The organism is Phenylobacterium terrae, assembly GCF_042681205.1.
Classification (GTDB): domain Bacteria; phylum Pseudomonadota; class Alphaproteobacteria; order Caulobacterales; family Caulobacteraceae; genus Phenylobacterium; species Phenylobacterium terrae.
In genome coordinates, this window is record NZ_JBHUEY010000012.1 from 281185 (window position 1) to 305301 (window position 24117).

Here is a 24117-nt window from a genome sequence, read left to right on the forward strand (position 1 = left end):
CGTCTCGCGGCCCTAAGCCGTCTGCGGCTGCGCCCTGGCCCAGTAGGCGTCGCGGATCAGCCGCTTGTAGAGCTTGCCGGTCGGATGCCTCGGAAGCTCCTGCATGAAGTCGATCTGCCGGGGCAGCTTCACCGAGGAGAGGCCCGCGCGGCAGAAGGCGGTCAGCTCGGCCCGCAACGCGTCGCCGGCGTCGGCCCAGTCCATCGGCTGGATCACGGCCACGACCTTCTCGCCCATCTCCTCATCCGGCGCGCCGATGACCGCAGCGTCAGCGACCTTGGGGTGGGTGATGAGCAGGTTCTCGATCTCCTGCGGGTAGATGTTCACCCCGCCGGAGATGATCATGAAGCTCTTGCGGTCGGTGAGGTAGAGAAAGCCCTCCTCGTCCAGCCAGCCGACGTCGCCCAGGGTGGTCCAGCCGTACTTGTTGGTGCTCTCGGCCACCTTCTCCGGGGCGTTGTGGTAGGAGAACTTGCCGCCGCCGGCGAAGTAGACCAGCCCTTCGGTCCGGGGCGGGAGCGGCTCGCCGTCCTCGTCGCAGATCTTCACCTCGACGGGCGGGGTCGCGCGGCCGACCGAGCCTTTGTGGGCCAGCCACTCCTCGGAATTGATCGTCGTGCGCCCGTTGCCCTCGGTCCCGGCGTAGTACTCGTGGATGATCGGGCCCCACCAGTCGATCATCGCCTGCTTGATCGGGACCGGGCACGGCGCGGCGGCGTGGAAGACCACCTTCAGCGACGCGTGGTCGTATTTCTCCCGCACCTCGGCCGGCAGCTTGAGCATGCGCACGAAGTGGGTCGGCACGAACTGCACGTGCGTCACCCGATAGCGCTCGATCAGCGCCAGGCACTGCTCGGGATCGAACTTCTCCATCAGGATTACCGTCCCGCCGAGCCGGTGGACGTTCATCGACCAGCCCAGCGGGGCGGCGTGATAGAGGGGCGCAGGCGAGAGGTAGATGGTCTCCTCGTCCATGCCGTAGAGGGTGCGCGCCCACTGGGTCAGGGCGTCGGCGCCCGCCAGCAGCGGCCCGCCGGACAGCTCGCGCCTCACCCCCTTCGGCCGGCCGGTCGTGCCCGACGAATAGAGCATCGGCCCGCCGGGCGTCTCGTCGGCGATCGGCGTCGTCGGATGTTTGGCGCGCTCGGCCTCCAACGAGGCGAAGGGGCCCAGCGCCGCGTCGACCATCAGCAGGTGGACGCCCGGCGTGCGGGCGGCGACCTCCAGGGCCACGTCGGCCATCGCCTGCGAGGCGATGAAGGCCTTCGAACCGCTGTCCTTGACGATGTACTCGACCTCGCCGGCGGTGAGCCGCGAGGAGACGGCCGTGTAGCGCAGGCCCGATCGCTGCGCCGCCCACAGCACCTCGTAGTAGATGGGGTGGTTCTCCATCATGATCGCCACCCCGTCTCCGGGGCGAAGGCCCAGCGCCCGGAAGAGCTGGGCCCCCTGGTTGGAGCGCTCGTCCAGCTCCCGATAGGTCACCGTCAGCCCCGAGCTGGCCATGATGTAGGCCGGGCGGTCGGGACTGGACTTGGCGAACACCGTCGGGTGCATGGGAGCGCTCCCCTACCCGCTAGTCGACGCGCGCCTCGGCGTAGCCGGAGAGCACCTCGACGCCCTCCTGGTTGACGGTCTTCACGTCGAGCTCGACCAGCTTCTGGCCGTCGCGCTCGACGATGTTCTTCACCGTCGCGGTGGCGTCCAGGGTGTCGCCCGGGAACACCTGGCTGGTGAAGCGCACGCCGTATTTGGTCAGGCGCGCATCGCCGACCCAGTCGGTGAGCATCCGCCCGGTCATGCCCATGGTCAGCATCCCGTGGGCGAACACCGACGGGTATTTGGCGACCTGGGTGGTGTAGATCTCATCAGTGTGCAGCGGGTTGTAGTCGCCCGAGGCGCCCGCGTACTGGACGATCTGGGTGCGCTTCAGGTCCTCGACGATGCGGGCGGTGTGGGTCTGGCCCGGCTGCAGCTGGCTGGCGGACAGGGGCATCAGGCGGTTTCCTCTTTCTTGGGCTGCTGCTCGACGGGCTTGGACGGCCGCACGCCGACGCTTCGGGCGGTGACCACCAGCTCGCCGTCCTGGTTGCGGTATTCGGTGACGCTCTCGGAGAACATCAGGGTGCCGCCGCGGCGGCCCTGCTTCTCCCAGGTCTTGCCCGGCGTGGTGGTGGCGGTCAGCACGTCGCCGGCGCGCAGCGGGCGGTGGTACTCGTAGTGCTGCTCGGCGTGCAGGCCGCCGCCGCCGCCTCCCCCGCCACCGCCGCCGCCGGTGCGGACGATGCCGGTCGGGTTCTTGCCCGACCCGAACCAGGGCTGGCCGATCTTCGGCCGAAGGCCGTAGTCCGGGTCGAACTGGGCGCTCGCCTGGACGAAGGTCGGCGGGGCGATGATCCCGCCGGCCTCGGTCTTCTTGCCGGCTTCGGCGTCGTAGTAGACCGGGTTCGGATCGCCGATCGAGCGGGCGAACATCATGATGTGCCCGGCTTCCACCGGGAATGTTTTGGCAGCCATGTCGCTTCCTCTTGTCGTTGTCGTTTAGGCCGGGACCGCCTGGCGGCCGCCGAGGATCTTGGCCGCGCGCTCGCCCAGCAGCTGCTCGGCCTGGCGGGTGATGTTGCGGACCACCTCGGCGCAGGTCGGGATGTCGTGGATCAGGCCCTGGCTCTGGCCGACGGTCCAGATGCCGCCGTCGGTGTCCCCCATGCCCATCACGTTGGTCCGCCCGCGGATGCCGGCCACCAGGTGCTTCACGTCCTCGATGGTCTTGGTCGGGTCCTGCTGGATCCGCACCACCTCTTCCGAGACCGCGTTGCGCGCCACACGCGAGGTGTTGCGCAGGGTGCGGTTGGTCAGCAGCGTGTCGCGCTCGGTGTTCTCGACGATCTTCTTCTTCACGTTCTCATGGATGGCGCACTCCTGGGTGGCCATGAAGCGCGTGCCCATGTTGACGCCGTCGGCGCCGAGCATCAGCGCCGCGGCCAGGCTGCGCCCGTCGGCCATGCCGCCCGAGGCGATGATCGGCACGTCCACCGCGTCCGCCGTCGCCGGCAGCAGCACGATGAGGCCCACGTCGTCCTCGCCCGGGTGGCCGGCGCACTCGAAGCCGTCGATGGAGACCACGTCGACGCCGTTCTTCACCGCGGTCACCGCGTGGCGGACCGAGGTGCACTTGTGGATCACCTTGACCCCGTTGGCCTTGAAGTCCGGCAGGTGGTCGGTGGGGTTGCGGCCGGCCGTCTCGACGATCTTGATCCCGCTCTCGATGATCGCCCGGCGGTACTCGTCGTACGGGATCGGGTTCAGCGACGGCAGCAGCGTCAGGTTCACCCCGAACGGCTTGTCCGTCATCTCGCGGCAGCGGTTGATCTCCTCGAACAGCTCCTCGGCCGACTTGGAGTGGTGGGCGGTGATGAAGCCCAGGGCCCCGGCGTTGGCCACCGCCGCCACCAGCGGCGCGTAGCCCACCCCGGTCATGCCCCCCATCACGATGGGGGTCTCGACCCCGAACATCTCGGTGATGCGCGTCTTGATCATCGGGTTTCCTTCCCTGGCGTTCCCATCTCAGTCACTAGGCGAATTCCGGAAGGTGGCGCTTGTCCAGCTCGCTTCTCACCTTCGTCGGGATCTCGATGGGCCGACGGGCGTCGAGATCCAGTGCGATCGCCACATTGTCGTTCAGCGACACCAGCCTGCCCGTGGTCAGGTTGAATATCCAGCGCCGCGAGTGGCGGACCTTGGAATGCAGGCCGATCTCGGCCCCCAGCGAGCAGATGGTCTCGCCCACCCGGGGCTGCTCCAGGCGCACGTTGCGCGTCTCCAGCGAGGCCCAGCCGAAGCGGTGGCCCTCGTCGGTGGTGAAGGTCATCGGCCCCCACTTCTCGTCCGGCTTGGGCGCGCTGCGCACGTGGCCGAACATCATGTCCTCGCGCTCGGAGAGGAAGCCGTACTCGTCGCAGCTGGCCGCATCGATGACGCGGGTCATCCGGCGCGACATGGGATCGGCGATCTCCTCCGAAAGGCGCGCGGCCACCTCGTCGTAGGCCAGGTCCAGGCGCGGCGCGGACAGGTCGATGGTGCGCGGGGCGCCATGGGCCGGCAGTTCGACCTGGAAGGCCTCCGCGGCCGACAGCACCTCCTGCGGGATCGACATCCGCACCCGGCTCGTGCGGCTCGTCAGGCCGACGGCGATGATGAAGGTCGCGGCCACCTCGCCCTTGGCGTCGTTGGCCAGCTCGAAGAACAGCCGCAGCCGCTCGGGACCGGCCTCCAACACCCCGCCGCGCACCGTGATGGTGGCCCCGACGAACTGCTCGCGGTGATAGCGGCAGTAGACGTCCTCGTTGATCAGCAGCGCGCCGCGCCGGGCGCAGCTCTCGGGGTCCAGCCCCAGCTTGATCATCAGCGCCTGGTTCGCAGCCAGCGCCCGCGACTGGTAGTAGCGGACGTTCATGTGGCCCAGCGCGTCGATTTCCGTCGGCTCCACCGCCGACGTGTGCAGCACCTGCATCCTCAGCTCAAATCCCCTCAAACAAAATCAAAGCAAAATCAGAGACTAGTCACGATCAATGTCGTCTTGGGCGCGGCCCGGAAAGCCCCGGGGTCCGTCAGCCGAGCCATTGTTGGGCCAAACCCGCCCCCGCCTCAAGTGGCCGCTGCGTCAGCCTGACGCAAAGGCGCCATGGAATCTGGAGTGCTGTACGGCGACGCGGGGCGCGCAGGAGCCCATGCCGATCAGGCTGGACCTGATCGGGAAGGGCTCTACTTCAAAGGTTAGAGCGCGGTCTGACCGCAAAACCGGTAGCCACTTTTGCGGACCGCGCTCTAGGGTAGCGCGACTTCAGCCCCTCACGAGGACTTCATGGCCGGCGGGTCCGCCGATCGCGACATGGACGAGCGCGTCCTCGAGGAGCTGGTCGGGCTGCTCTCGCCGCTGCTGCGCGGGATCGAGCTGCTGGGCCTGGTCGCGCGCCATTTCCACCCGCCGCAGTTCGCCGACCTCGCCGGGCTGATCGCCGGCGCCGACGTTTCCCTGCTCAACGCCCGCTCGCGCCTGACGCCCTGGCCCGAGGGGCTGGGCGACGTCCGCGGCGCCCTGGAAGCGGCCGCCGACGAGACCCTGGCCGCCTTCGACGGCCTCGGCGCCGCGTTCGACGAGGGCGACCTGCGCCACGGCTTCCGCGCGCTGCGCCACCTCTCCCTCGCCCAGGAGGCGCTCTATCGGCTGGCCAGCCTGCCGCCGGTCAGCCGCTACTTCATCGAGCCGGCCCGCCGGGCGGACGGGGACCTGCTGACCCGCCTGGCCGCAGCCGGCGCGCCGGAAGGGACCGGCGTCCTGCACTTCGACAACAGCCGGGACGAGCGCGGCGGCTTCTCCGTCTATGTGCCCGAATACTACGACGCCGGGCGCGAGTGGCCGGTGGTCGTGGCCCTGCACGGCGGCAGCGGCCACGGCCGCGCCTTCCTGTGGAGTTGGCTGCGCGACGCCCGCAGCCACGCGACCATCCTGATCGCCCCGACCTCCGTCGGCCCCACCTGGGCGCTCTCCGGCCCCGACGAGGACACGCCCAACCTGGAGCGGATCCTGGCCTTCGCCGCCGAGCGCTGGCGGATCGACGCCTCGCGCCTGCTGCTCACCGGGATGAGCGACGGCGGCACCTTCTCCTACGTCACCGGCCTCGAAGGCAGCTCCCCCTTCACCCACCTGGCGCCGGTGGCCGCCTCCTTCCACCCGATGCTGGCCGAGTTCGCCGACCGCGAGCGGCTGCGCAACCTGCCGATCCGCATCGTGCACGGGGCGCTGGACTGGATGTTCCCCATCGAGGTCGCAAGGAGCGCCTTCCAGGCCCTCTCCATGGCCGGCGCCGACGTCAGCCTCACCGAACTCGCCGACCTCAGCCACACTTACCCGCAGGAGCAGAACCCCGGGCTGCTCGAGTGGCTCGCGGCGGAGCGGGGGTAGCCGTCGAGAGGCACACAAATCCCCGCCCATCCCGGCGCTCCTCCTACCTCCCCCGCGAAGCGGCGGGAGGTACGGGCAGGAGCGCCGCGGTTCAGTAGATCAGGAACCGCCGCCGCTCTTCCTCCCAAGCCGCCTCGTCGGGCCTGGTCAGCGCGTCGAGGTCCGCCGGCGCGGCGTTCGCATTGTCCACCCACTCGCGCAGCAGGGGCGAGCCGTTGATGACGTCGATGGGCAGCTTGCCGATCTCGTACTCGTAGGGGAAGTCGCGCCAGATCTCGTAGCCGGGATGGAGCCGCCGGATCGCCTTGAAGGCCAGCGCCTGGATGCGCCAGGGCCGGAAGGCCGCGTGGTCGTAGTCCGGGTCCTCGGTGTGGATCTGAACGCCGTTGCAGAGCTTGCCCACATGCTTGTGGAAGGTGGGCTCGAACCAGCAGTCGCGCAGCTTGCAGCCGGCCAGCCAGTCCGGCGCCAGGGCCCGCATCTCGGCCATCACCGCCTTGGCGTCGATGTCCGGCGCGCCGAACAGCTCCAGCGGCCGGGTGGTGCCGCGCCCCTCCGACAGGGTCGCCCCCTCCAGCATCACCGTGCCGGCGTAGGCCCTAGCCATCCACAGGTTGGGCGCATTGGGGCTGGGGTTGACCCAGGTGCGCTCGCCCAGCGGCCAGCCGTAGCCGGGGCCCTCGTCGGGGCGCCAGCCCTCCATCTCGATCACCCGGTACTCGACGTCGAGCTTCAGGCGGTCGATGAACCAATGGCCGAGCTCGCCCAAGGTCAGCCCGTGGCGCATCGGCATGGGCCCCGCGCCCACGAAGCTCTCCCAGCCTTCGCGCAGGGTCAGCCCCTCCACCGGCCGGCCGGCGGGGTTGGGCCGGTCCAGCACCCAGACCGCCTTGCCGTGCTTGGCCGCCGCCTCCAGCACGTACCGCAGGGTCGTGATGAAGGTGTAGATCCGGCAGCCGAGGTCCTGCAGGTCGACCAGCAGCACGTCCCAGGGCGCCATCATGGCGTCGGTCGGCCGGCGCACCTCGCCGTAGAGGCTGAACACCGGGATGCCGTGCGCAGGATCGGTGAAGTCGGGGCTCTCCACCATGTTGTCCTGCTTGTCGCCGCGCAGGCCGTGCTGCGGACCGAAGGCGGCGGTGAGGTTCACCCCCGCCGCGGCGAGGACGTCCAGCCCGTGCTCCAGGTCGCGGGTGACCGAGGCCGGGTGGGCCAGATAGGCGACCCTGCGTCCGGCGAGGGGCGCGCGGAGGGCGGGGTCGGACAGCAGTCGATCGAGGCCGAATCTCATGGGGTCTGAGCTTCGGGAAGATCGAGCGCGAAGCAATCGGGATGATGGAAATCTGGCTTGCCGGGCGGATGGGCCACAGCCCAGTAGGCCTTGGCCCCGTCGATTCCCTCGATCACCGCCGACAGCCCCAACCGCCAGCGCCCCTCGGCCAGGCCGGAGAGCGATAGGGTCACCTCGACCGTCAGCCGCTCCGGCCCAGCGGTGGCGACGATGCTCGGCGCGGTCAGCGGCTCCAGCGGCTGCATGCCTTCCCGGTAGCCGCTGAAGGCGTAGGCCGCCCACTCCCCCGACGGGGCGAAATTGAACTCGAAATACCCCTCTCCGCCGGCCGGCCGCAGGAAGGCCTCGAAGCAGGTGGTCTGCCACAGGCCGTCGGTCCGGGCGGGCGGGCGCTCCGGCGGCACGCGCAGGTCGGCGATCCGGCCGGCGAGTTCGTAGCGGAACGACAGGGCGTCGTGGGCGGGCCGGGCCACCTCCACCGCGATGCGTTCGGCTGCGGGGCAAGGCCAGTCCGGATGCGGAGTCAGTTCGGCGCGCATGGGTGGGAGCCTAGCAGCCGCCGGCAGAGTCGGCGCATTCTCTATTGCTCTCTACGACTCGACATTTGAGGAACGTTGAGGAATATGCATTGAGGAGACCACCCTTGCTCGACGCCCTCCCCGAACACCGCCGCGACGAAGCCCGCGAAGCGCTCACCGCCGCCTTCGGCCTTAAGCGGGTGGAACGCCTGCACCCCGTCGCCGGCGGCGCCTCGGGCGCCCTCACCTATCGGGTGGAGGCGGGCGGCCGGGCCTACCTCATGCGGCTGGAGCCGCCGCGGGACGTGATGCGCGACCCGGACCGCGGCTACGCCTGCATGCGCATCGCGGCCGAGGCCGGCGTCGCCCCGCCCGTCCGCCACCTCGACCCCGGCTCGCGCATCGCCATCATGGATTTCATCGAGGCGCGTCCGCTGGCCGAGTTCCCCGGCGGGCCGGCCGCACTCGCCCGCGCCCAGGGCGAGCTGATCGCACGCCTGCAGAGGACGCAGGTGTTCCCGCCGCTGATGGACTACCCCGACCTGCTGGCCGGGATGCTCGACTATCTGCGCACCTGCGGCCGCTATCGCCCGGAGCTGTTCGCGCCGCACGCCGAGGCGCTGGCGCGGATCCGCGAGGCCTATCCCTGGGACGCCGCCGCCCTGGTCTCCAGCCACAACGATCCGAACCCCGGCAACTTCATCTTCGACGGGACGCGGCTCTGGCTGGTCGACTGGGAGACCGCCTTCCGCAACGACCCGCTGGCCGACGTCGCCATCCTGGCGGACAACCCCGCCGTCCCGCCGGCCGCCGGCGAGGCGCTGGTCGAAGCCTGGCTCGGGCGGGCGCCGGACCGGGCGCTGCTGGCCCGGCTCACCCTGATGCGGCTGATGACCCGGCTCTACTACGGCGCGCTGATGCTCAGCGTCGGCGCGGCGGCGCACGACCCGCAGGACGACCTGACGGCCCTCACCCCGGCCGAGCTGCAGGCCGCCGCGGCCGAGGGCCGGCTGAAGGTGGGGCCGCTGGAGACCCTGGTGGTGGTCGGCAAGACCACGCTGGCCCGTTTCCTGTCCGGCCTCGCCGAGCCCGGCGTCGACGAGGCGCTCGCCATCGCCCGGTCCGACTCGCCGCGCGCGGCCCTATAGTCCCGATCGGAATGGCCGAAGAGCTCTGCACCGTCGATTTCGCCGCCGAGCGGCTGAAGCTGCACCCGAAGACGGTGCTGCGCTTCATCCGCGAGGGCCGCCTGCCGGCGCGCAGGATCGGCAAGGCCTATCGCATCCGACGCGCGGACCTCGACGCCTTCGCCGGCGTGCCGCCGAGCGAGACGCCTGCCGCGGAGCCGTCCGTCACCACCATCGTCGACATCCCCGGCGTCGGCGCCGCACTGGCGCAGAAGTGGGCGCGGACGGTGACGGGCGCGCTGAACGCCAGGCCGACGGGCGGCGCCTCGCTGCGCGCCGACGTGGTCTACGACGCGGCGCGCGAGCACCTGAAGATCATCGCGGTGGGGCCGCCCGCGGCCGTGGTCGACCTCATGAACCTGGTCCGCGTCTGGCTGGATCAGCTGGAGGTCTGAAGCCCCCATTGTGAACACACGTGATCGGCGCACGGTTTGACAGTTCGGGCCTAAGGCGCCGCTATAGGGCATGGCGTTTCGCCTGCCTTTCCGACGATTTGTGCATCACGGCGGCAGCCTTCTGGCAGGCCGTTAGCCCCGGACCCTGGAAGCGCGCGGCGCAGCGGGTTCGGGGGACCGATCTTCGCCATTTTCCTGCACCGAAACTAACGCAGCCTCGTCCGCAGGGCTGATTCGCCGAGTTGAGTGCGTCGATGCTTCTCCTGAGTTCTTCGCGCCCGCCTGCTCCCGCCGCCGGAGCCGCGGCATGAACGCGCCCGTCCAACGCGCCACCCGCCTGCTACCCGAGCTGTTGGACGACATCGCCCAGGAGGCGCGCTGGCAGTCGCTGGACCTGATCGCCCGCCGCGGCCGCGAGGCCGCGCCCAACCTGCTCCGCGGCCAGGCCGCCGAATACGCAGGCTCTCCCCTCGCCCACGACCTCCTGCTCGGCCTGGCGTTCGACCAGGCCGCAGAGACGATCGCCTCGACGGGCGCGCCGGTCATCGACCTGGCCTACCTGCTGCGGCCCAGCGAGCTGGCGCCCGAGCGCTGTGTGGAAGTCCGCGCCGCAGCCGAACGGATGAGGGGTCAGGCCCGCTGGATCGACGATCTGATCGCCCGCATCGAGCGCAACGCCGGCCAGCTCGAACGGCTGCGGCTTCTCAAGGCCCACGCGCTGCTGAATGAGCGGTTCTGGTCGGACGCCCGGCTGTCGGCCGACGATCAGGTCCGCGCCCGCATGCTGGCCTGCGCCCCGCCGTTTCGCGCGCGCGCCGAGGTCGCGGCCCGGCGCGCCCGCGGCTGGCGCCAGATGGCCGGCCGCCTCGGCCTGCCCAAGACCCTGCTCGGCTAGAACGACTTGGGCTGGCCCAGCACGTGGGTGGCCACGTGGCTGAGGATCAGGTTCGTGGAGATCGGCGCCACCTGGTAGAGCCGCGTCTCGCGGAACTTGCGTTCGATGTCGTACTCCTCGGCGAAGCCGAAGCCGCCGTGGGTCTGCAGGCACATGTCGGCGGCGAACCAGGAGGCCTCCGAGGCGACCAGCTTGGCCATGTTGGCCTCGGTCCCGCAGGGCTCGCCCGCCTCGAACAGGGTGGCCGCACGATCCACCATCAGGCTTGCGCCGGTCGCCTGGACGAAGGCCCTGGCGAGCGGGAACTGCACGCCCTGGTTCTCGCCGATGGGCCGGCCGAACACGACCCGCTCCTTGGCGTAGGCGCTCGCCCGGTCGATGAAGAACCGCGCGTCCCCGATGCACTCGGCGGCGATCAGGATCCGCTCGGCGTTCATCCCGTCGAGGATGTAGCGGAAGCCCTTCCCCTCCTCCCCGATCAGGTTGGCGGCCGGCACCTCCAGGTCCTCGAAGAACAGCTCGGTGGTGGCGTGGTTGAGCATGGTCCGGACCGGGCGGATGGTCAGGCCCTTGCCCACCGCCTCGCGCATGTCCACCAGCAGCACGCTCATCCCGTCAGACGGCTTGGCCGCCTCGTCTCTGGGGCTCGTGCGGCAGAGCAGCACCATCAGGTCGGAGTGCTCGGCCCGGCTGATCCAGATCTTGCGGCCGTTGACGACGTACCGGTCGCCCTCGCGCCGGGCGAAGGTGGTGATGCGGGTGGTGTCGGTGCCGGCGTCCGGCTCGGTGACGCCGAAGGCCTGCAGGCGCAGCTCGCCCGAGGCGATCTTCGGCAGGTGGGCCTGCTTCTGGGCCTCCGTCCCGTGCCGCAGCAGGGTCCCCATGGTGTACATCTGCGCGTGGCAGGCCGCCCCGTTGGCGCCCGAGCGGTGGATCTCCTCCAGCACCGCCACCGCCGCCCGCAGGCCAAGGCCCGAGCCGCCGTACGCCTCGGGGATCAGCACCGAGAGGAACCCGGCCTCGGTCAGCGCCCGCACGAACTCGGTGGGATAGGCCCGCGCCCGGTCCAGCTCGCGCCAGTAGGCGCCGGGGAAGCGGGCGCACAGGCGGCGCACCGCCTCGCGGATCTCCGGAAAGCTCTCGTCCGCCATCTGCCGCTCCTCGATCTTCACGCGATCTAGACGAGCGGGGCCGCGCAGGCCACAGGATCGCTAGGGAACCACGGAGATCCAGATGGTGCAGGGTTGGAAGGAAGTCGGGCCGCAGCGCTACCGCGAGAGCTTCGGCCGCTACCTCGAGGACTTCAAAGTCGGCGACGTCTACGAGCACCGCCCCGGCAAGACGGTGACCGAGTACGACAACCACCTCTTCACCCTGCTGACGCTCAACACCCATCCGCTGCACTTCGACGCCGAGTACGCCAAGGGCAGCGAGTTCGGCCGCAACCTGGTGGTCAGCCCCTACACCCTGGCCCTGATGATCGGCATGAGCGTCACCGACTGCTCGCAGAAGGCTATCGCCAACCTCGGCATGGACGAGGTGAAGTTCCCGGCCCCGGTGTTCGCCGGCGACACCCTCTACGCCGAGAGCGAGGTGCTGGACGTGCGTCCCTCCAAGTCGCGGCCCAACCAGGGGATCGTCACCATCCGCACGATCGGCAAGAACCAGCGCGACGAGGTGGTCTGCAGCTTCAAGCGCTCGATCCTGATCCCCGCCCGCGGCCACTCGGTGGAGGACCGGCCCGGCAGCCGCTACTAGAACCGGCCACGGACGAACGGCGTTCTGACACGCACCGGGCGGGGGGCCAGGAGGCTCGCCCCATGGTCAAGCACCGCACGCTGAAGCTCGACGGCTACGAGGTCTTCTACCGCGAGGACGGCCCGCCGGACGCGCCCGCCGTCCTGCTGCCCCACGGCTATCCCTGCTCGTCCTACGAGTTCCGCAACTACATCCCGGCCCTGGCCGACCGCTGGCGGCTGGTGGCGCCCGACTTCCCCGGCTGCGGCTACAGCGACACGCCGGACGGGTTCGCCTACGACTTCGACGGCTACGCCGACTTCCTCGAGAAGTTCGCGGACGCGCTGGGCATTGGCCGCTTCGCCATATACCTGCACGACTTCGGCTCGCAGATCGGGCTGCGCCTGGCGATCCGGCGCCCTGAACGGATCGCGGCCCTGATCATCCAGAACGGCGACATCTACGAGGACGCGCTCGGCCCCAAGTACGCCCCGCTGCAGGCCTTCTTCCGCAACCCGACGGCCGAAGCCCGCGAGAAGCTCTCCGAAGCCGTCAGCCTGGAAGGCTTCAAGGAGGAATTCCTCAACGAGGTCGCCCCGCCCGAGGCCGAGGAGATCCCGCCGGATCTCTGGCATCTGCATTGGGCGCTGATGACCCCGCGCCGGCGCGAGATCGCCACCGACGTCATCGCCGGCCTGAAGGAGAACCTCGCCTGGTTCCCCCGCTATCAGGCCTACCTGCGCGAGCACCGCCCGCCGACCCTGATCGTCTGGGGCCCGAAGGACGGCTACATGCCCGAGCCCTCCGCCCGCGCCTACCTGCGCGACCTGCCGGACGCCGAGCTCCACATCTTCGAGGACGCCGGCCACTGGCTGCTGGAGACCCACCTCGACGAGGCCGTCGACCTGACGCGGGACTTCCTGAGCCGCGTGCATTTGCGGCAGGCGCGGCCGGCCCCCGCCGAGGCGCGCCCGGACCTGCGGCACTAAAGCCTACCCCTACCTCCCCCGCGAAGCGGCGGGAGGGGGACCGCCCGCCGAAGCCGGCGCATGCCGGCTGAAGAGCGGGGGGTGGAGGGGGCGGGCCACACACGCCGCCTCTCCACCGTGACCCTTTAGCAGTCCAAAACGCCTCGCAGGCGGCTCGCCCCCTCCACCAGTCGCTCTTCGCTGCGCTCGGCGACTGGTCCCCCTCCCGCCGCTTCGCGGGGGAGGTAGGAGCGCTCAAAGGTCCGGGGTATCCAGCATCTCGCGGGCGAAGGCGCCCCTGGGCATCGCCGCCTCCAGTTCGGCCTTGTCGAGGCCGCCGTCGCCGTTGCGGTCCAGCGCGGCGAACCGCGGCTTGATTCCCGCCGCCAGGAAGCCGCGCAGCTCCTCGGGCCGGAGCAGGCCGTCGACGTCGTTGTCCAGCATGCCCAGCATCATCGAGCGGGCGAGCTCGACCTGCAGGTCGTTGCGGACCCGGTCCACCGTCTCGTCGGCCCATCGGTAGTTGATGCGGAAGTACATCATCTCGTCGGGGGTCTGCTCGCCCCAGGTCACGTCGCGCGTGGGATCGGGGTTGGCGACGTTGTGCTTGGAGTTGTCGTAGACCCAGGTGGCGACCAGCTTCGAGCCGGCCTTGGCCAGGATCGGCTCCACCGGATCGTAGTCGCGCTGCCAGTTGAAGTCGTACCTGGGCAGCGACAGCAGCATGGTCTCGGTCCCGTCCGGGGCGATCATCTTCAGCTCGACGTGGATCCCGCGGTAATGGGCGTGCGGGTAGAGGGTGTAGAGGTAAGCATCGGCCGGCAGGGTGAGGTAGGCGACCTCTGTGTGCCGCTGGGCCCCGGCCGGGATCCTCAGGCCGAAGTCGCCGATCACGATGGAGCGGCGGATGTACTTCGGCTTCTCCTTGGCCAGGTAGAAGCCGACCAGGGTCTTGTCGACCGTCTCCGCGCCCATGGTCGTGTAGTGCATCTGGAAGTTCAGCTGGCCGCCGCCGGGCACCGGGGCGCCGGCCTCGTCGGGGATCACCTGGGCCTCCGCGCCCGGGGTGTAGGAGCCGACCGAGCCGCCGGGAATGGTCCGCGGCCGCGTGCGGTCCGGCACGTGGTTGGAGACGACGTGGTGCAGCACCCGCCGATCACCCGGCTTCATGGCGATCGCCCGCAGGAAGGTGTCTTCCTTGAACGGGTTCTCCACCCGCATGAACTGGTAGTCGACGAGCCCGGTCGCCGGGACCGTGAAGGCCGGCAGCTCGACCACCACGTCCGGCTCGCCCAGGTGGGCCGGCCACTCTGGCGCGGTCTTGCCGGCATTGGCCAGCAGCGGGTCGGGTCCGTCGCCGCGCGGGGCGCCCGCCTCGATCCAGTGGACGATGGCCTTGGTCTGCTCGGGGCTCAGGCCCTGGTCGTTGCGGAACGTCCCGATGTGCGGATCGGCGAAATAGGGCGGCATCCGGCGGGTGCGGATGGTCTCGCGGATCATCGGCGAGAAGCCCTTCACCACCTCGTAGCTGTCCATGGCGAAGGGGGCGATGCCGCCCTTGATGTGGCAGCTGACGCACTTCTCCTGGAGGATCGGGGCGATCTGCCGGGCGTAGGAGATCGTAGCGAAGCTCGCCTTCGCCGCCCGGGCCGGGAAGTCGATCGCCTTGCCGGCGGTCATCGGCGCCCGCGGCGCCGGCGCGGCCTTGCCGGCCAGCAGCGCCTCGATGGCCTGGCGCGCGTAGGGCGACCTCACCGGCGTGCGGGGATCGACCGCCGCCCTGCCGAACCTATCGTCCAGCGGGCCGCGGTAGGCCACCGTCCAGGTCTTCGGGTCGATGACGAACACCTCCCCTTCCCGCGCCACGCCCAGCTGCTCGCCCACCAGCTGGAGCTCGTCGATCAGCACCGGGATGACGAAGCCCTGGCTCTTCGCCTCGGCGGCGACCGCCTCGCGCCCTTCGGCCGAGTTCAGCATGAAGAAGACCACGCCCTTGCCGGCGTAAGCGTCGGAGAGCTTCTGCAGCTCCACCGCCGCCGCCCGCGAGAAGCCGGTCCCGTTCGCCTGGCTCATCACCACGATGGCCGGCGCGTAGCCGTAATAGTGCAGGTCGTGGGCGAAGCGGGTGTGGTCCGTCAGGCGGAAGTTGTCGACCTGCGCAGGCGCCCCGGCCGCCGCGGGCTGCGCCGCCGGCGCCCCGCCGAAGGCCGCCAGGGCCAGGCTCCCCGCCAGCGCCGCCGCCGCCAGTACCAGCTTCATGAACCCTCTCCCGACCGTGTTCGGCGGTTCGGATAACACCGGTTCTACACGCCCATGTTGCAGCGGCGCGTCGGCGGCGACATGGACAGGCACCGGCCCACGGGGGGCGAAACCGGCGGCGCGGGCCGCAGGTTCTCCGCGCGTGACCGCCGCGCCGCGCGGGTCCGCCGGCGCGACGTCCGCGAATAGGAGGACACGCGATGGCGAACCGCGACCTGAGCCCCTGGCGCTCGGGCGGCCAGCTCGGCCGCCCGGGCTTCGATCCCTTCACCTCGTTCCGGCAGGAGATGGACCGTCTGTTCGACGACTTCTTCGCGCCGGCCGAGGCCCGAAGCTTCGCCGGCCCGACCGCGGCGACGGGCGCGGCCTGGCCGCGCCTCGACGTCAATGAGACGCCCGAGGCCTACAAGGTCTGCGCCGAGCTCCCCGGCGTCGATCCGAAGGACGTCAACATCGAGCTGAAGGACAACGCCCTGACGCTCAGCGGCGAGAAGCGCGACGAACGGCGCGAGGAGGACGGCGACCGATTCTACACCGAGCGCTCCTACGGCCGCTTCCAGCGCACCATCCCCCTGCCGGCCGAGGTCGATCCCGACAGGTGCGAGGCCAACTTCAAGGACGGCCTTCTCACCGTGACCCTGGCCAAGAACCCACAGGCGCGCGACCAGGCCCGCCGCATCGAGATCAAGCCCCAGGCCTGACGTCCCGGCCCGTCCGGCGCTCCGCGCGCCGCCGGACGGGCCGGGCGTTCCGCAAATGAGTTTGCTTTTCAAACCAGTTCATGTATCGCTGCTCTCCGAACAAGGGAGAGCGCCATGACCGCCGCCGCCGAGTCCGACCGCCTGCACGCCCTGGACGCCGTCCGCGGCTTCGCCCTCACCCTGGGGGTCTTCTTCCACGCCACGATGAGCTACCTGCCCGGCCCGCCGATCTGGCCGATCCAGGACGCCGACCCCAGCCCAGCGATGGGGGCGACCTTCTTCGTCCTGCACATCTTCCGGATGAGCCTGTTCTTCCTGATCGCCGGCTTCTTCGGCCGCATGCTGCTGCACCGGCGCGGGACGGCCGGCTTCGTCCGCGACCGGCTCCGCCGCATCGGCATCCCGCTCGTCGGCTTCTGGCCCATCTCCATCGCCAGCATCGTGGCCGTCTCGGTCTTCGCCTGGGTCTCGACGCATCCCGGCGTCGCGCCGCCCCCAACGCCAACTGCGCCGCCGGTGGGCCCAGGCGTCTTCTTTCCCCTCACCCACCTGTGGTTCCTGTACGTCCTGTTGTGGCTCTACGCCCTGGCGCTGCTGGTGCGTGCGCCCATCGCCGCCCTCGACCGCGACGGCCGCTTCCGGCGGGGCGTGGACGCGTGCGTGACCCACCTGGTCCGCAACCCGCTGGGCGTGATCGTCCTGGCCGCGCCCTTCCTGGCGGCCCTGTGGTTCGCCCCGGCCTGGATGATGTGGTTCGGCATCCCGCCGGCCGACACCAACCTGGTGGTGAACCCGCAGGCCCTGGCCGCCTTCGGGACCGCCTTCGGCTTCGGCTGGCTGCTGCAGCGGCAGGTGGATCTGCTTCAGGTCATCGCCCGGCGCTGGGCCTTGCACCTCGCCGCCGCCCTGGCGCTGACGGTCGCCTGCCTGTGGATCGCAGGGCCGCAGCCGATCCTGAAGCCCGCCGCACGCACGGCCGAGACCTACGCCTTCGCCGTCTGCTACGGCCTGGCCATCTGGACCTGGAGCTTCGCCCTCCTCGGCCTGGCGCTGACCTTCCTCTCGGGCCACAGCCCGGCGCGCCGCTACCTCGCCGACGCCTCCTACTGGATCTACCTCGTCCACCTGCCGCTGGTGATGTTCTTCCAGGCGCTGGCGGACCTCATCGCCTGGCCCTGGTGGGTCGAGTACCCGCTGATCTTGGTCGCCGCCTTCCCGATCATGCTCGGCAGCTACGAGCTCTTCGTGCGCTATTCTTGGATCGGGGCGATTCTGAACGGCCGCCGCTTCCCGCGGCCGGCCCGGTCCCCCGCCAAGCCGGCCCTGCAGGGAGCCTGACATGACGGCGGAACGTTCGACGGCCGAAGACGACCTGGCCTTCGTCCGGCGGCTCACAGCCCTCGACCAGGGGCCGGCCTGGCGACGGGCGTTCGGGCGGATGTACGCCCTCTGGGGCTTCGCCTTCGGCGTGCCGCTGCTGTTCGAGTGGGCGCGCTGGGCGGGATACCTCGAGCTGCCGCGCGACTTCTGGCTCTGGTGCGCGCTGGCCGTGACCCTGCTGATGACCGGCCTCGGCGTCTACTTCGCCCGCCGGGACGGGCCGGTGGTCGGCGTCCAGCCCCGGGCGCTCAACGCGGTCTTCGCCGGCGCCGGGCTCGCCAATGTGGTGATGCTGGCGACGCTGCTCGCCACCGCCTTCCACATCGGCGACTTCCGGATCCTGATGCTGCACGCCTCCATCGTCTTCGCCTTCCAGGGCGCGGCCTGGTACGTCGTCTGGGCGCTGCGCAAGCAGCTCTGGGCCGGCCTCCTGGCGGCCGGCTGGAGCGTCACGGCCATCGCCCTGGGCGTCACCCTCGCCACGCCGAACTTCCTCCTGATCGCCGCGCTGGGCCTGCTGCTGCTGATGGGCGCGCCGGGCGTCCTGATGTGGCGCGCGCCCGTCCCTGAGTGACCATGGCCGCGTTCGACATCGGCAAGCTGGACGACGTGATCCACGGGCGCATGCGCCTGGGGATCATGGCCTATCTGGCCGACGCCGAGGTCGCCGACTTCAACGAGCTGAAGGCCGTGCTCCAGGCCACCCAGGGCAACCTATCCGTCCACCTGCGCAAGCTGGAGGACGCCCACTACATCGAGATCGAGAAGAGCTTCCTCGGGCGAAAGCCGCTCACCCGCGCCCGCATCACCCCCCGCGGCCGCAAGGCGTTCGCGGAATACCTCCAGGCCATCGCCAAGCTGGTCGGCGATTAGGCTTGTAGTCATAGGACCAACGGTCGAGCGGGCGCCCGGAAATGGACCTACCTCCCCCGCGAAGCGGCGGGAGGGGGACCGCCCGCCGAGGCCGGCGCCAGCCGGCTGAAGAGCGGGGGGTGGAGGGGGCGAGCCGCCTGCGCAGCCTCTCCACCGCGCCCTCTGCCGCAGTCCGACGCGCCCCGCCTGTGGCCCGCCCCCTCCACCAGTCGCTCTTCGCTGCGCTCGGCGACTGGTCCCCCTCCCGCCGCTTCGCGGGGGAGGTAGTTGTCTGCGTTGGGTCGACAGTGACGAGGTTGCTCCCGCCGCCCCTACACCGGCCGCGCGTCCCCTTCCGGCTCCGGCAGCGGATCCACTTCCGGCGGCCCCACCTCGCGCCAGAAGCTGAGGACGATGCGGGCGGTCAGGGCCCAGACGGCGCCCAGGGTCCAGCCGCCCAGCACGTCGGTTGGCCAGTGGACGCCGAGATAGACGCGCGAGACGCCGACGGCGACGGTCAGCAGCACCGCGATCCCGAAGATGAAGGCCTTGGCGCGGCGGCGGGTCTGGAAGCTGGAGAGGATCGCCGCGGTGGTCAGGAAGGTCGCCGCCGAGAGCATCGAGTGCCCGCTGGGGAAGGAGTGGGTGTAGACGTAGCTGCCGTGGCTGACGAGCTCGGGCCGGGCGCGATCGAACAGCAGTTTCAGCGCGTCGTTGGCCGCCGCCGCCAGCGCGATGGAAACGCCCAGCACGATCGCCTGCCGCCGCTCGCGGTAGAAGGCCAGCGCCGCCACAGCGATCACCACGAACAGCGTCAGGAAGGTGAAGCCGCCGAGGGCGGTGACGTCGCGCATCATCTCCTCGAACCATCTGGGCCCGAGGGGATCGGCGGGATCGCCCGGCGCGCGCAGCATCAGGATCAGCGTCCTGTCGATCTGACCGGTCTCGCCCTCGCTGACCTCCTCGGCCAGCCCGAGGAACACCCACACCGCGCCGACCGCCGCGATCAGCAGTACGAGCGTCTGGAACTCCAGCCTGTGCAGGATGCGCCAAATCAGGCCCACGCGCGTTCTCCCGTCCAAGCGGGGCCGTCTTCGGCGCCCGCCCGTGCTACATAGCCCCGTCCGGGGATGGGAGGTTCCATGCGCAGAAGCGCCCTCGCCCCTCTCGCCGTCCTGCTGGCCCTCGCCGCCTGCGCCTCGCCGGGCTCGAAGGACCCCTTCGTCGGCTTCGGCCCCAACCCGCAGCTGCCGCCGCCGCAGAAATCGCTGCTGCCGGTGATCGCCGTCCCCAAGGCGGTCGGCTGGCCGCAGGACCGCATGCCCCAGGCGCCGCCCGGCTTCGTGGTCACCCGCTTCGCCGCCGGCCTCGACCATCCGCGCTGGCTGCACGTGCTGCCCAACGGCGACGTGCTGGTCGCCCAGTCCTCGACCGAGCCCAAGAAGCCCGACGGCATCCGCGCCTGGCTCGCCCAGCGCATGCAGAAGCGGGGCGGCGCGCTGATGCCCAGCCCCAACAACATCATCCTGCTGCGCGACGCCGACGGCGACGGCGTGGCCGAGGTGCGCGAGGTGTTCGCCCAGGGTCTGAAGCGCCCCACCGGCATGGCGCTGGTCGGCGAGACCCTCTACGTCGCCAACGACAACGCCCTGGTCCGCATGCCCTACGCCGCCGGCCAGACCCGCGCGGCCGGCCCGCCGGTGAAGGTCGTGGACCTGCCCTCAGGCATCAACCACCACTGGGTGAAGAACGTCGTCGCCGCGCCGGACGGCTCGAAGCTCTACGTCACCGTCGGCTCCAACTCGAACATCGGCGAGAACGGCATGGAGGCCGAGGAGGGCCGCGCCGCCATCCACCAGTTGAACCCGGACGGGAGCGGCATGCGCCTGTTCGCCTCGGGCCTGCGCAATCCCAACGGCATGGACTTCGAGCCGGCCACCGGCGCCCTGTGGACCGCCGTCAACGAGCGCGACGAGCTCGGCAACGACCTGGTGCCCGACTACATGACGTCGGTGCAGGACGGCGGCTTCTACGGCTGGCCCTACAGCTACTACGGCCAGATCGTCGACGAACGGGTGGAGCCCCAGCGGCCGGACCTGGTGGCGAAGGCCATCAAGCCGGACTATGCGCTCGGTCCGCACACCGCCTCGCTGGGCCTGACCTTCTACCGCGGGACCGCCTTCCCCGCCGCCTACCACGGCGGCGCTTTCGTGGGGCAGCACGGCTCCTGGAACCGGAGGCCGCCGAACGGCTATCGGGTGGTCTTCATCCCCTTCGTGAACGGCCGCCCGACCGGCCCGCCCGCCGCCTTCCTCACCGGCTTCCTCTCCGAGCGCGGCGAAGCCTACGGCCGGCCGGTGGACGTCAAGGTCGACGCCCGCGGCGCCCTGCTGGTCGCCGACGACGCCGGCAAGACGGTGTGGCGGGTGGCGCCGGCCCAGCCGGCGGCCGTCACAGGCCCTTGACCAGCAGAGACACCGTCTCCGCGCCGGCGTGCCGGTCCTTGGAGATCTCCTGGTATTCGGGATCGTCGACGAACGCGCGGGCGGCGGCCTCGTCCGGGAAGGCCAGCAGCACCACCTTGTCCTTGGACCAGCGGCCTTCCAGCACCTGCGGGCTCTCGTCGGCCGCCAGCACCTGGCCCTCGAACTTGCGGAACACGTCGCCGAAGCGGGCCCGGTAGCGTTCGTAGGCCGGGCGGTCAGTGAACTTCAGCTGGGCCAGGACGTAGACGGTCATTGGCGCGCACCCTCTTCTTCCTCGGCTTGACCACGAAGGACCATAGGCCGAAGCCGCCCATGCCAGCCAGCGCCAGGCCGCTGAGGAAGGTCACCACGTCGTAGACCCGCCCGCCCACGAAGGCGGCGTGGATCGGGTAGATGGCGTTGGAGATGCGGGCGGCGGTCCCGAGGCTCTGGGCGCTGGTCGCCTCGAGCACCGTGCTGGTCGCCGGGTCGATCTTCACCACCGTGCGCCCGTTCGGGTGCCACTCCGCCGGCAGCTTCATGCGGATCGAGACCGGATCGCCCGGCTGGGCGGGGACGCTCGCCATGCGCAGTTGGGCATTGGGGAAGGCGGCCTGGGCGGCGGCCAGGGCCTTGGGCCAGTCGACGTCGCCCCGCCCTGGCGGCGGCGCGAACACCTCCTCCGGCTCGTGCGGGAACATCGCCAGCAGCAGGGCGCGGGTCTCGTCGTGGAAGACGATCGCCCCGCCGGTCAGGCAGAAGACGAACACCGGGACCGCGAACACGATCCCGACGTCGCGGTGGGCGCTCAGCAGCTCGCGCCGGCGGCTCGACCTCGGCCACATCCGCCAGGCGAAGCTGCGCCAGGCCGGAAACCAGACGACCAGCCCGGTGAGGACCATCACCGCCCCCGCCAGCGCCGCGACGCCCGCCACGATCATCCCCCGCTCGCCGGCCAGCAGGTAGTGGTGAAGGTCGAAGAGGAAGGCCTCGGCCCGGGTCGGGCCGGTCCACTCCGCCAGCACCTGCCCGTCCGCGGAGGCGTAGCCTTCGGTCTCGGCCTTGCGGAAATAGAGCTTGTGGACGCCCAGGTGCGGCCCGGCGAAGGCGATGGTGCGGATCTCGCCGGGCCTCGCCCGCTCCAGCGCCTCGGCCGCCGCGCCCAGCGCCTGCGGCGTCGGGACCACCTCGGCGCGGGCCTGCGGCACGGTCAGCCGGATCCAGTCCTCCTTCAGCACCAGCAGCGAGCCCGTCAGCCCGAGCACCACCAGCACCAGCGCGACGACCGCGCCGGCCCAGGCGTGGATCAGGCGGATCAGGCCCATCAGAAGGTCTTGCTGACGCCGAGCGTCACCGTCCGCCCCCGGCCGAAGTAGTAGGACAGGTTGTCGGTCGGCGACTGGGTGTCGCTGAAGTAGGTCACATAGTCCTCGTCGAAGAGGTTCTGGACGCCCAGGGTGAAGGTCGCCGGCTCGGCCCGCCAGGTGAGCACGGCGTCGGCGATCGCGTAACCCTCGAAGCTGTTGGCCGCCGGCTCGCCCTCGAAGTCGCGCTCGAAGAAGGTCTGGTGCTGCAGCCGGCCGCTGAAGTCGCCGCGGGTCGCCTCGACGTAGAGCAGCAGGCGGTCGGGGGCGATGTTCACCCCGGCCAGGTCACGCTCGACGCGGCCGTCGCCGTCCCCGTCCGTGCGGCCCTCCAGGTGGGCGTAGGAGCCGCCGAGGGTCAGCCAGTCGTTGGCCTCCCACCGGCCGGTCAGCTCGATCCCCTCGATCTCGGTCCGCTGGCGCTGGACGTCGAAGTTGCCGTCGGCGTTGCGGATCAGGAGCGCGCCCCGGTCCGAGGTGGAGCGGAACCAGGCCGCCGAGGCCCGCAGCGGCCCGCGGCCGTACTCCAGCCCGAGCTCGACGTTGTCGGAGATCACCGGCGTCACGTCGAGGTAGGTGTCGATGTCCGCGCCCGGCGTGTTCACGGCCCTAAGCACCCGGCCCACGTCCGGCATGGTGAAGCCCTCGTTGTAGGAGGCGTAGGCGATCAGCCCGTCCAGCGCCTCGTAGGTCGCGCCGAAGTTGACCAGCACCTCCTCGAAGGAGGGCTCGCCGCCGGCCACCTGCTGGTTCCCCTGCCCCCACAAGGTCCGGTAGTCGCCGACCTCCAGGGTGGCGTTCTCGTAGCGGACGCCGGCGGAGAGGTGCAGCCGCTCGTCCAGCAGCGACTGGCGCAGCTGCAGGAAGGGCGCGAGGCTCTTGTAGGTGGTCTCCGGCACCCACAGCCGGTTCGTGTGGATGACCGCCTGGAAGGTCTTGTCGCGCAGCCCGTCGAGGCCGATCAGCGCGCGCAGGCCCGGGACCGCCTCGATGGTCCGCTCGTAGTCGATCTTGAAGCCCTGCTTCTCGGAGTTGTTCGCGGACTGGTCGAACAGCTGGCCGATGGGCGCGATGGCGGGGTCCTGGAAGCTGGCGAAGGTCCCGCCGCCGAACACGCCCTCGTAGTCGTGGGCGTAGACCTGGGCCCGGAAGGTCCCGCCCAGCAGGTCGCCGTCACGATAGCTCAGCGCCGCCGAGGTGACTTCGTTCGTCGGCGGCACGCCCTCGATGACGCCGCGGACCGAGGTGGTCGGCAGGCCGGTGGCGCGATTGCCCGCCACGGCCACGTAATCGCCGTCGCCTTCCAGTTCGAAGTGGTTGGCCATCAGCTCGAGCCGCCGCGTCTCGGAGAGGTCCCAGCCGGCCTTCAGGAACAGCGACCAGCTGGCGCTGTCCTGCAGGTCGCCCTGGGTGCCGTCGACGCCGATCCGCCGCTCGTCCGCGTCGTAGAAGGCGCCCCGCCGCTCGTAGGCCGCGCCGACGACGAAGTCCCAGGCGCCCATATCGCGGCCCACCAGGCCCGCCGTCTTCCAGCCCAGGCTGTCGCCGACCATGCCGTCGTCGAAGGTGGTCTGGGCCATGGCCTTGCCCGCCCAGCCCTCCTCGAGCTTGGGCGTGGCCGCCGTCACGTAGTTCACCACGCCCCCGGTGGCGCCGATGCCCTGGATGGCGCTGGAGCCGAACACCACCTCGACGCGGTCGATGAAGAAGGGATCGATGGTGAAGCCGTCGCGAGAATCGTCCCGCAGCGGCGTCGACTGCGGCACCCCGTCCACCAGGTAGAGCGGCGAGCGGCCCCGCAGGCTCTCGCCGAATCCGGAGAGCTTCTGCCGCGTCGGCGAGAAGGACGGCACGAGGTTGGCCACCGTCTCCACCGCGCTGGCGCCCAGCGCCTGCTGGGTGGTCAGGTCCTGCGAGCCGATCACCGTCACCGTCGCCGGCAGGGTCGCCCGCGGCGCCTCGCTGCGCGCGGCGGTGATCACCACCTCGCCGACCTCGACCTCGTCGGCCGTCTGCGCGAGCGCCGGCCCCGCAGCCAGCGCCAGCAACACCCCGCCCAGCGCGGTCAGGCAACGACGATCGAACATGAAATCCCCTCAGCGACGCAGTACGGGCCGCCTGAGAGCAAAATTGCAGTTGC

The 24117-nt window shown here is 70.6% G+C and carries 24 protein-coding genes; 11 read left to right on the forward strand and 13 right to left on the reverse strand.

The features are described from left to right. Positions 1-12 precede the first annotated feature (12 nt). Genes ACFSC0_RS20910 through ACFSC0_RS20930 form a run of 5 tightly spaced genes read right to left on the reverse strand, consistent with a single transcriptional unit; the run spans position 13 to position 4513 of the window. Positions 13-1557 (reverse strand): acyl-CoA synthetase, encoded by a 1545-nt coding sequence (locus tag ACFSC0_RS20910; RefSeq protein ID WP_377283441.1) that lies wholly within the window; start codon positions 1555-1557, stop codon positions 13-15. A 19-nt stretch (positions 1558-1576) separates the two neighbouring features. Further along, positions 1577-1996, reverse strand: a complete 420-nt coding sequence (locus tag ACFSC0_RS20915) for a MaoC/PaaZ C-terminal domain-containing protein (RefSeq protein ID WP_377283442.1) — start codon at positions 1994-1996, stop codon at positions 1577-1579. After that, entirely contained in the window at positions 1996-2517 is a 522-nt protein-coding gene (locus ACFSC0_RS20920; RefSeq protein ID WP_377283443.1) for an FAS1-like dehydratase domain-containing protein, read from the reverse strand. Before ACFSC0_RS20920 ends, ACFSC0_RS20915 begins: the two co-directional genes overlap by 1 nt. Before the next feature lie 24 nt (positions 2518-2541). Further along, a complete protein-coding gene (locus ACFSC0_RS20925) occupies positions 2542-3540 on the reverse strand; it encodes an NAD(P)H-dependent flavin oxidoreductase (RefSeq protein ID WP_377283444.1) in 999 nt (332 codons plus the stop codon). Between the two features lie 34 nt (positions 3541-3574). Further along, complete coding sequence (locus ACFSC0_RS20930) at positions 3575-4513, reverse strand: acyl-CoA thioesterase (RefSeq protein WP_377283445.1); 939 nt, start codon at positions 4511-4513, stop codon at positions 3575-3577. Between the two features lie 378 nt (positions 4514-4891). Between ACFSC0_RS20930 and ACFSC0_RS20935 the strand changes: the two genes are divergently transcribed. Beyond that, entirely contained in the window at positions 4892-5965 is a 1074-nt protein-coding gene (locus ACFSC0_RS20935) for a carboxylesterase family protein (RefSeq protein ID WP_377355261.1), read from the forward strand. Positions 5966-6056: 91 nt separating this feature from the next. Here ACFSC0_RS20935 and ACFSC0_RS20940 read toward each other — a convergent pair whose 3' ends face one another. Together ACFSC0_RS20940 and ACFSC0_RS20945 are read right to left on the reverse strand one after the other, a co-directional pair. After that, a complete protein-coding gene (locus tag ACFSC0_RS20940; RefSeq protein WP_377283447.1) occupies positions 6057-7256 on the reverse strand; it encodes an exo-beta-N-acetylmuramidase NamZ family protein in 1200 nt (399 codons plus the stop codon). Then, positions 7253-7795 carry a DOMON-like domain-containing protein gene (locus ACFSC0_RS20945; protein ID WP_377283448.1) on the reverse strand — a complete coding sequence of 181 codons (543 nt, stop codon included), beginning with the start codon at positions 7793-7795 and terminating at the stop codon, positions 7253-7255. Before ACFSC0_RS20945 ends, ACFSC0_RS20940 begins: the two co-directional genes overlap by 4 nt. A 104-nt stretch (positions 7796-7899) precedes the next feature. Between ACFSC0_RS20945 and ACFSC0_RS20950 the strand changes: the two genes are divergently transcribed. From ACFSC0_RS20950 to ACFSC0_RS20960, 3 genes are all read left to right on the forward strand, one after another. Then, the gene (locus ACFSC0_RS20950) at positions 7900-8922 is read left to right on the forward strand and encodes a phosphotransferase (RefSeq protein WP_377283449.1); all 1023 of its coding nucleotides are present in this window, start codon (positions 7900-7902) and stop codon (positions 8920-8922) included. An 11-nt stretch (positions 8923-8933) separates the two neighbouring features. Next, positions 8934-9356, forward strand: a complete 423-nt coding sequence (locus ACFSC0_RS20955; protein WP_377283450.1) for a helix-turn-helix domain-containing protein — start codon at positions 8934-8936, stop codon at positions 9354-9356. Between the two features lie 307 nt (positions 9357-9663). Next, positions 9664-10251, forward strand: coding sequence for a hypothetical protein (locus ACFSC0_RS20960; RefSeq protein WP_377283451.1), 588 nt, complete (start codon positions 9664-9666; stop codon positions 10249-10251). Here the strand turns inward: ACFSC0_RS20960 and ACFSC0_RS20965 are convergent. After that, positions 10248-11402: an acyl-CoA dehydrogenase family protein gene (locus ACFSC0_RS20965; RefSeq protein WP_377283452.1), complete on the reverse strand. Its 1155-nt coding sequence runs from the start codon at positions 11400-11402 to the stop codon at positions 10248-10250. The two genes, ACFSC0_RS20960 and ACFSC0_RS20965, sit on opposite strands and share 4 nt — an antisense overlap. Positions 11403-11484: 82 nt before the next feature. On the opposite strand from ACFSC0_RS20965, the gene ACFSC0_RS20970 reads away from it, so the two are divergent. Both ACFSC0_RS20970 and ACFSC0_RS20975 read left to right on the forward strand, forming a co-directional pair. After that, positions 11485-12009: a MaoC family dehydratase gene (locus ACFSC0_RS20970; RefSeq protein ID WP_377283453.1), complete on the forward strand. Its 525-nt coding sequence runs from the start codon at positions 11485-11487 to the stop codon at positions 12007-12009. Between the two features lie 62 nt (positions 12010-12071). Continuing rightward, positions 12072-12977 (forward strand): alpha/beta fold hydrolase, encoded by a 906-nt coding sequence (locus ACFSC0_RS20975; protein WP_377283454.1) that lies wholly within the window; start codon positions 12072-12074, stop codon positions 12975-12977. A gap of 234 nt (positions 12978-13211) precedes the next feature. Here the strand turns inward: ACFSC0_RS20975 and ACFSC0_RS20980 are convergent, their stop codons facing one another. Further along, on the reverse strand, positions 13212-15215 hold the full coding sequence (locus ACFSC0_RS20980; protein ID WP_377283455.1) for a redoxin family protein: 2004 nt from the start codon (positions 15213-15215) through the stop codon (positions 13212-13214). Positions 15216-15415: 200 nt separating this feature from the next. On the opposite strand from ACFSC0_RS20980, the gene ACFSC0_RS20985 reads away from it, so the two are divergent. From ACFSC0_RS20985 to ACFSC0_RS21000, 4 genes are all read left to right on the forward strand, one after another. Continuing rightward, positions 15416-15916 carry an Hsp20/alpha crystallin family protein gene (locus ACFSC0_RS20985; protein WP_377283456.1) on the forward strand — a complete coding sequence of 167 codons (501 nt, stop codon included), beginning with the start codon at positions 15416-15418 and terminating at the stop codon, positions 15914-15916. Positions 15917-16030: 114 nt separating this feature from the next. After that, positions 16031-17254: an acyltransferase family protein gene (locus ACFSC0_RS20990; RefSeq protein WP_377283457.1), complete on the forward strand. Its 1224-nt coding sequence runs from the start codon at positions 16031-16033 to the stop codon at positions 17252-17254. A gap of 1 nt (position 17255) precedes the next feature. Beyond that, on the forward strand, positions 17256-17870 hold the full coding sequence (locus tag ACFSC0_RS20995; protein WP_377283458.1) for a hypothetical protein: 615 nt from the start codon (positions 17256-17258) through the stop codon (positions 17868-17870). A gap of 2 nt (positions 17871-17872) precedes the next feature. After that, positions 17873-18169, forward strand: coding sequence for a winged helix-turn-helix domain-containing protein (locus ACFSC0_RS21000; RefSeq protein WP_377283459.1), 297 nt, complete (start codon positions 17873-17875; stop codon positions 18167-18169). Positions 18170-18480: 311 nt separating this feature from the next. Here ACFSC0_RS21000 and ACFSC0_RS21005 read toward each other — a convergent pair whose 3' ends face one another. Beyond that, positions 18481-19212, reverse strand: coding sequence for a phosphatase PAP2 family protein (locus ACFSC0_RS21005; RefSeq protein ID WP_377283460.1), 732 nt, complete (start codon positions 19210-19212; stop codon positions 18481-18483). Between the two features lie 78 nt (positions 19213-19290). Here ACFSC0_RS21005 and ACFSC0_RS21010 point away from each other — a divergent pair, with 78 nt between their 5' ends. After that, positions 19291-20613, forward strand: coding sequence for a PQQ-dependent sugar dehydrogenase (locus ACFSC0_RS21010; RefSeq protein WP_377283461.1), 1323 nt, complete (start codon positions 19291-19293; stop codon positions 20611-20613). Here the strand turns inward: ACFSC0_RS21010 and ACFSC0_RS21015 are convergent. From ACFSC0_RS21015 to ACFSC0_RS21025, 3 genes are read right to left on the reverse strand one after another with little or no spacing between them, the layout of a single operon-like run. Beyond that, the gene (locus tag ACFSC0_RS21015; RefSeq protein WP_377283462.1) at positions 20600-20887 is read right to left on the reverse strand and encodes a DUF1330 domain-containing protein; all 288 of its coding nucleotides are present in this window, start codon (positions 20885-20887) and stop codon (positions 20600-20602) included. The genes ACFSC0_RS21010 and ACFSC0_RS21015 overlap by 14 nt on opposite strands. Then, positions 20850-21938, reverse strand: coding sequence for a PepSY-associated TM helix domain-containing protein (locus ACFSC0_RS21020; protein ID WP_377283463.1), 1089 nt, complete (start codon positions 21936-21938; stop codon positions 20850-20852). The genes ACFSC0_RS21015 and ACFSC0_RS21020 overlap by 38 nt, the downstream gene beginning before the upstream one ends. Then, positions 21938-24064: a TonB-dependent receptor gene (locus tag ACFSC0_RS21025; RefSeq protein ID WP_377283464.1), complete on the reverse strand. Its 2127-nt coding sequence runs from the start codon at positions 24062-24064 to the stop codon at positions 21938-21940. Before ACFSC0_RS21025 ends, ACFSC0_RS21020 begins: the two co-directional genes overlap by 1 nt. Between the last annotated feature and the right edge of the window lie 53 nt (positions 24065-24117).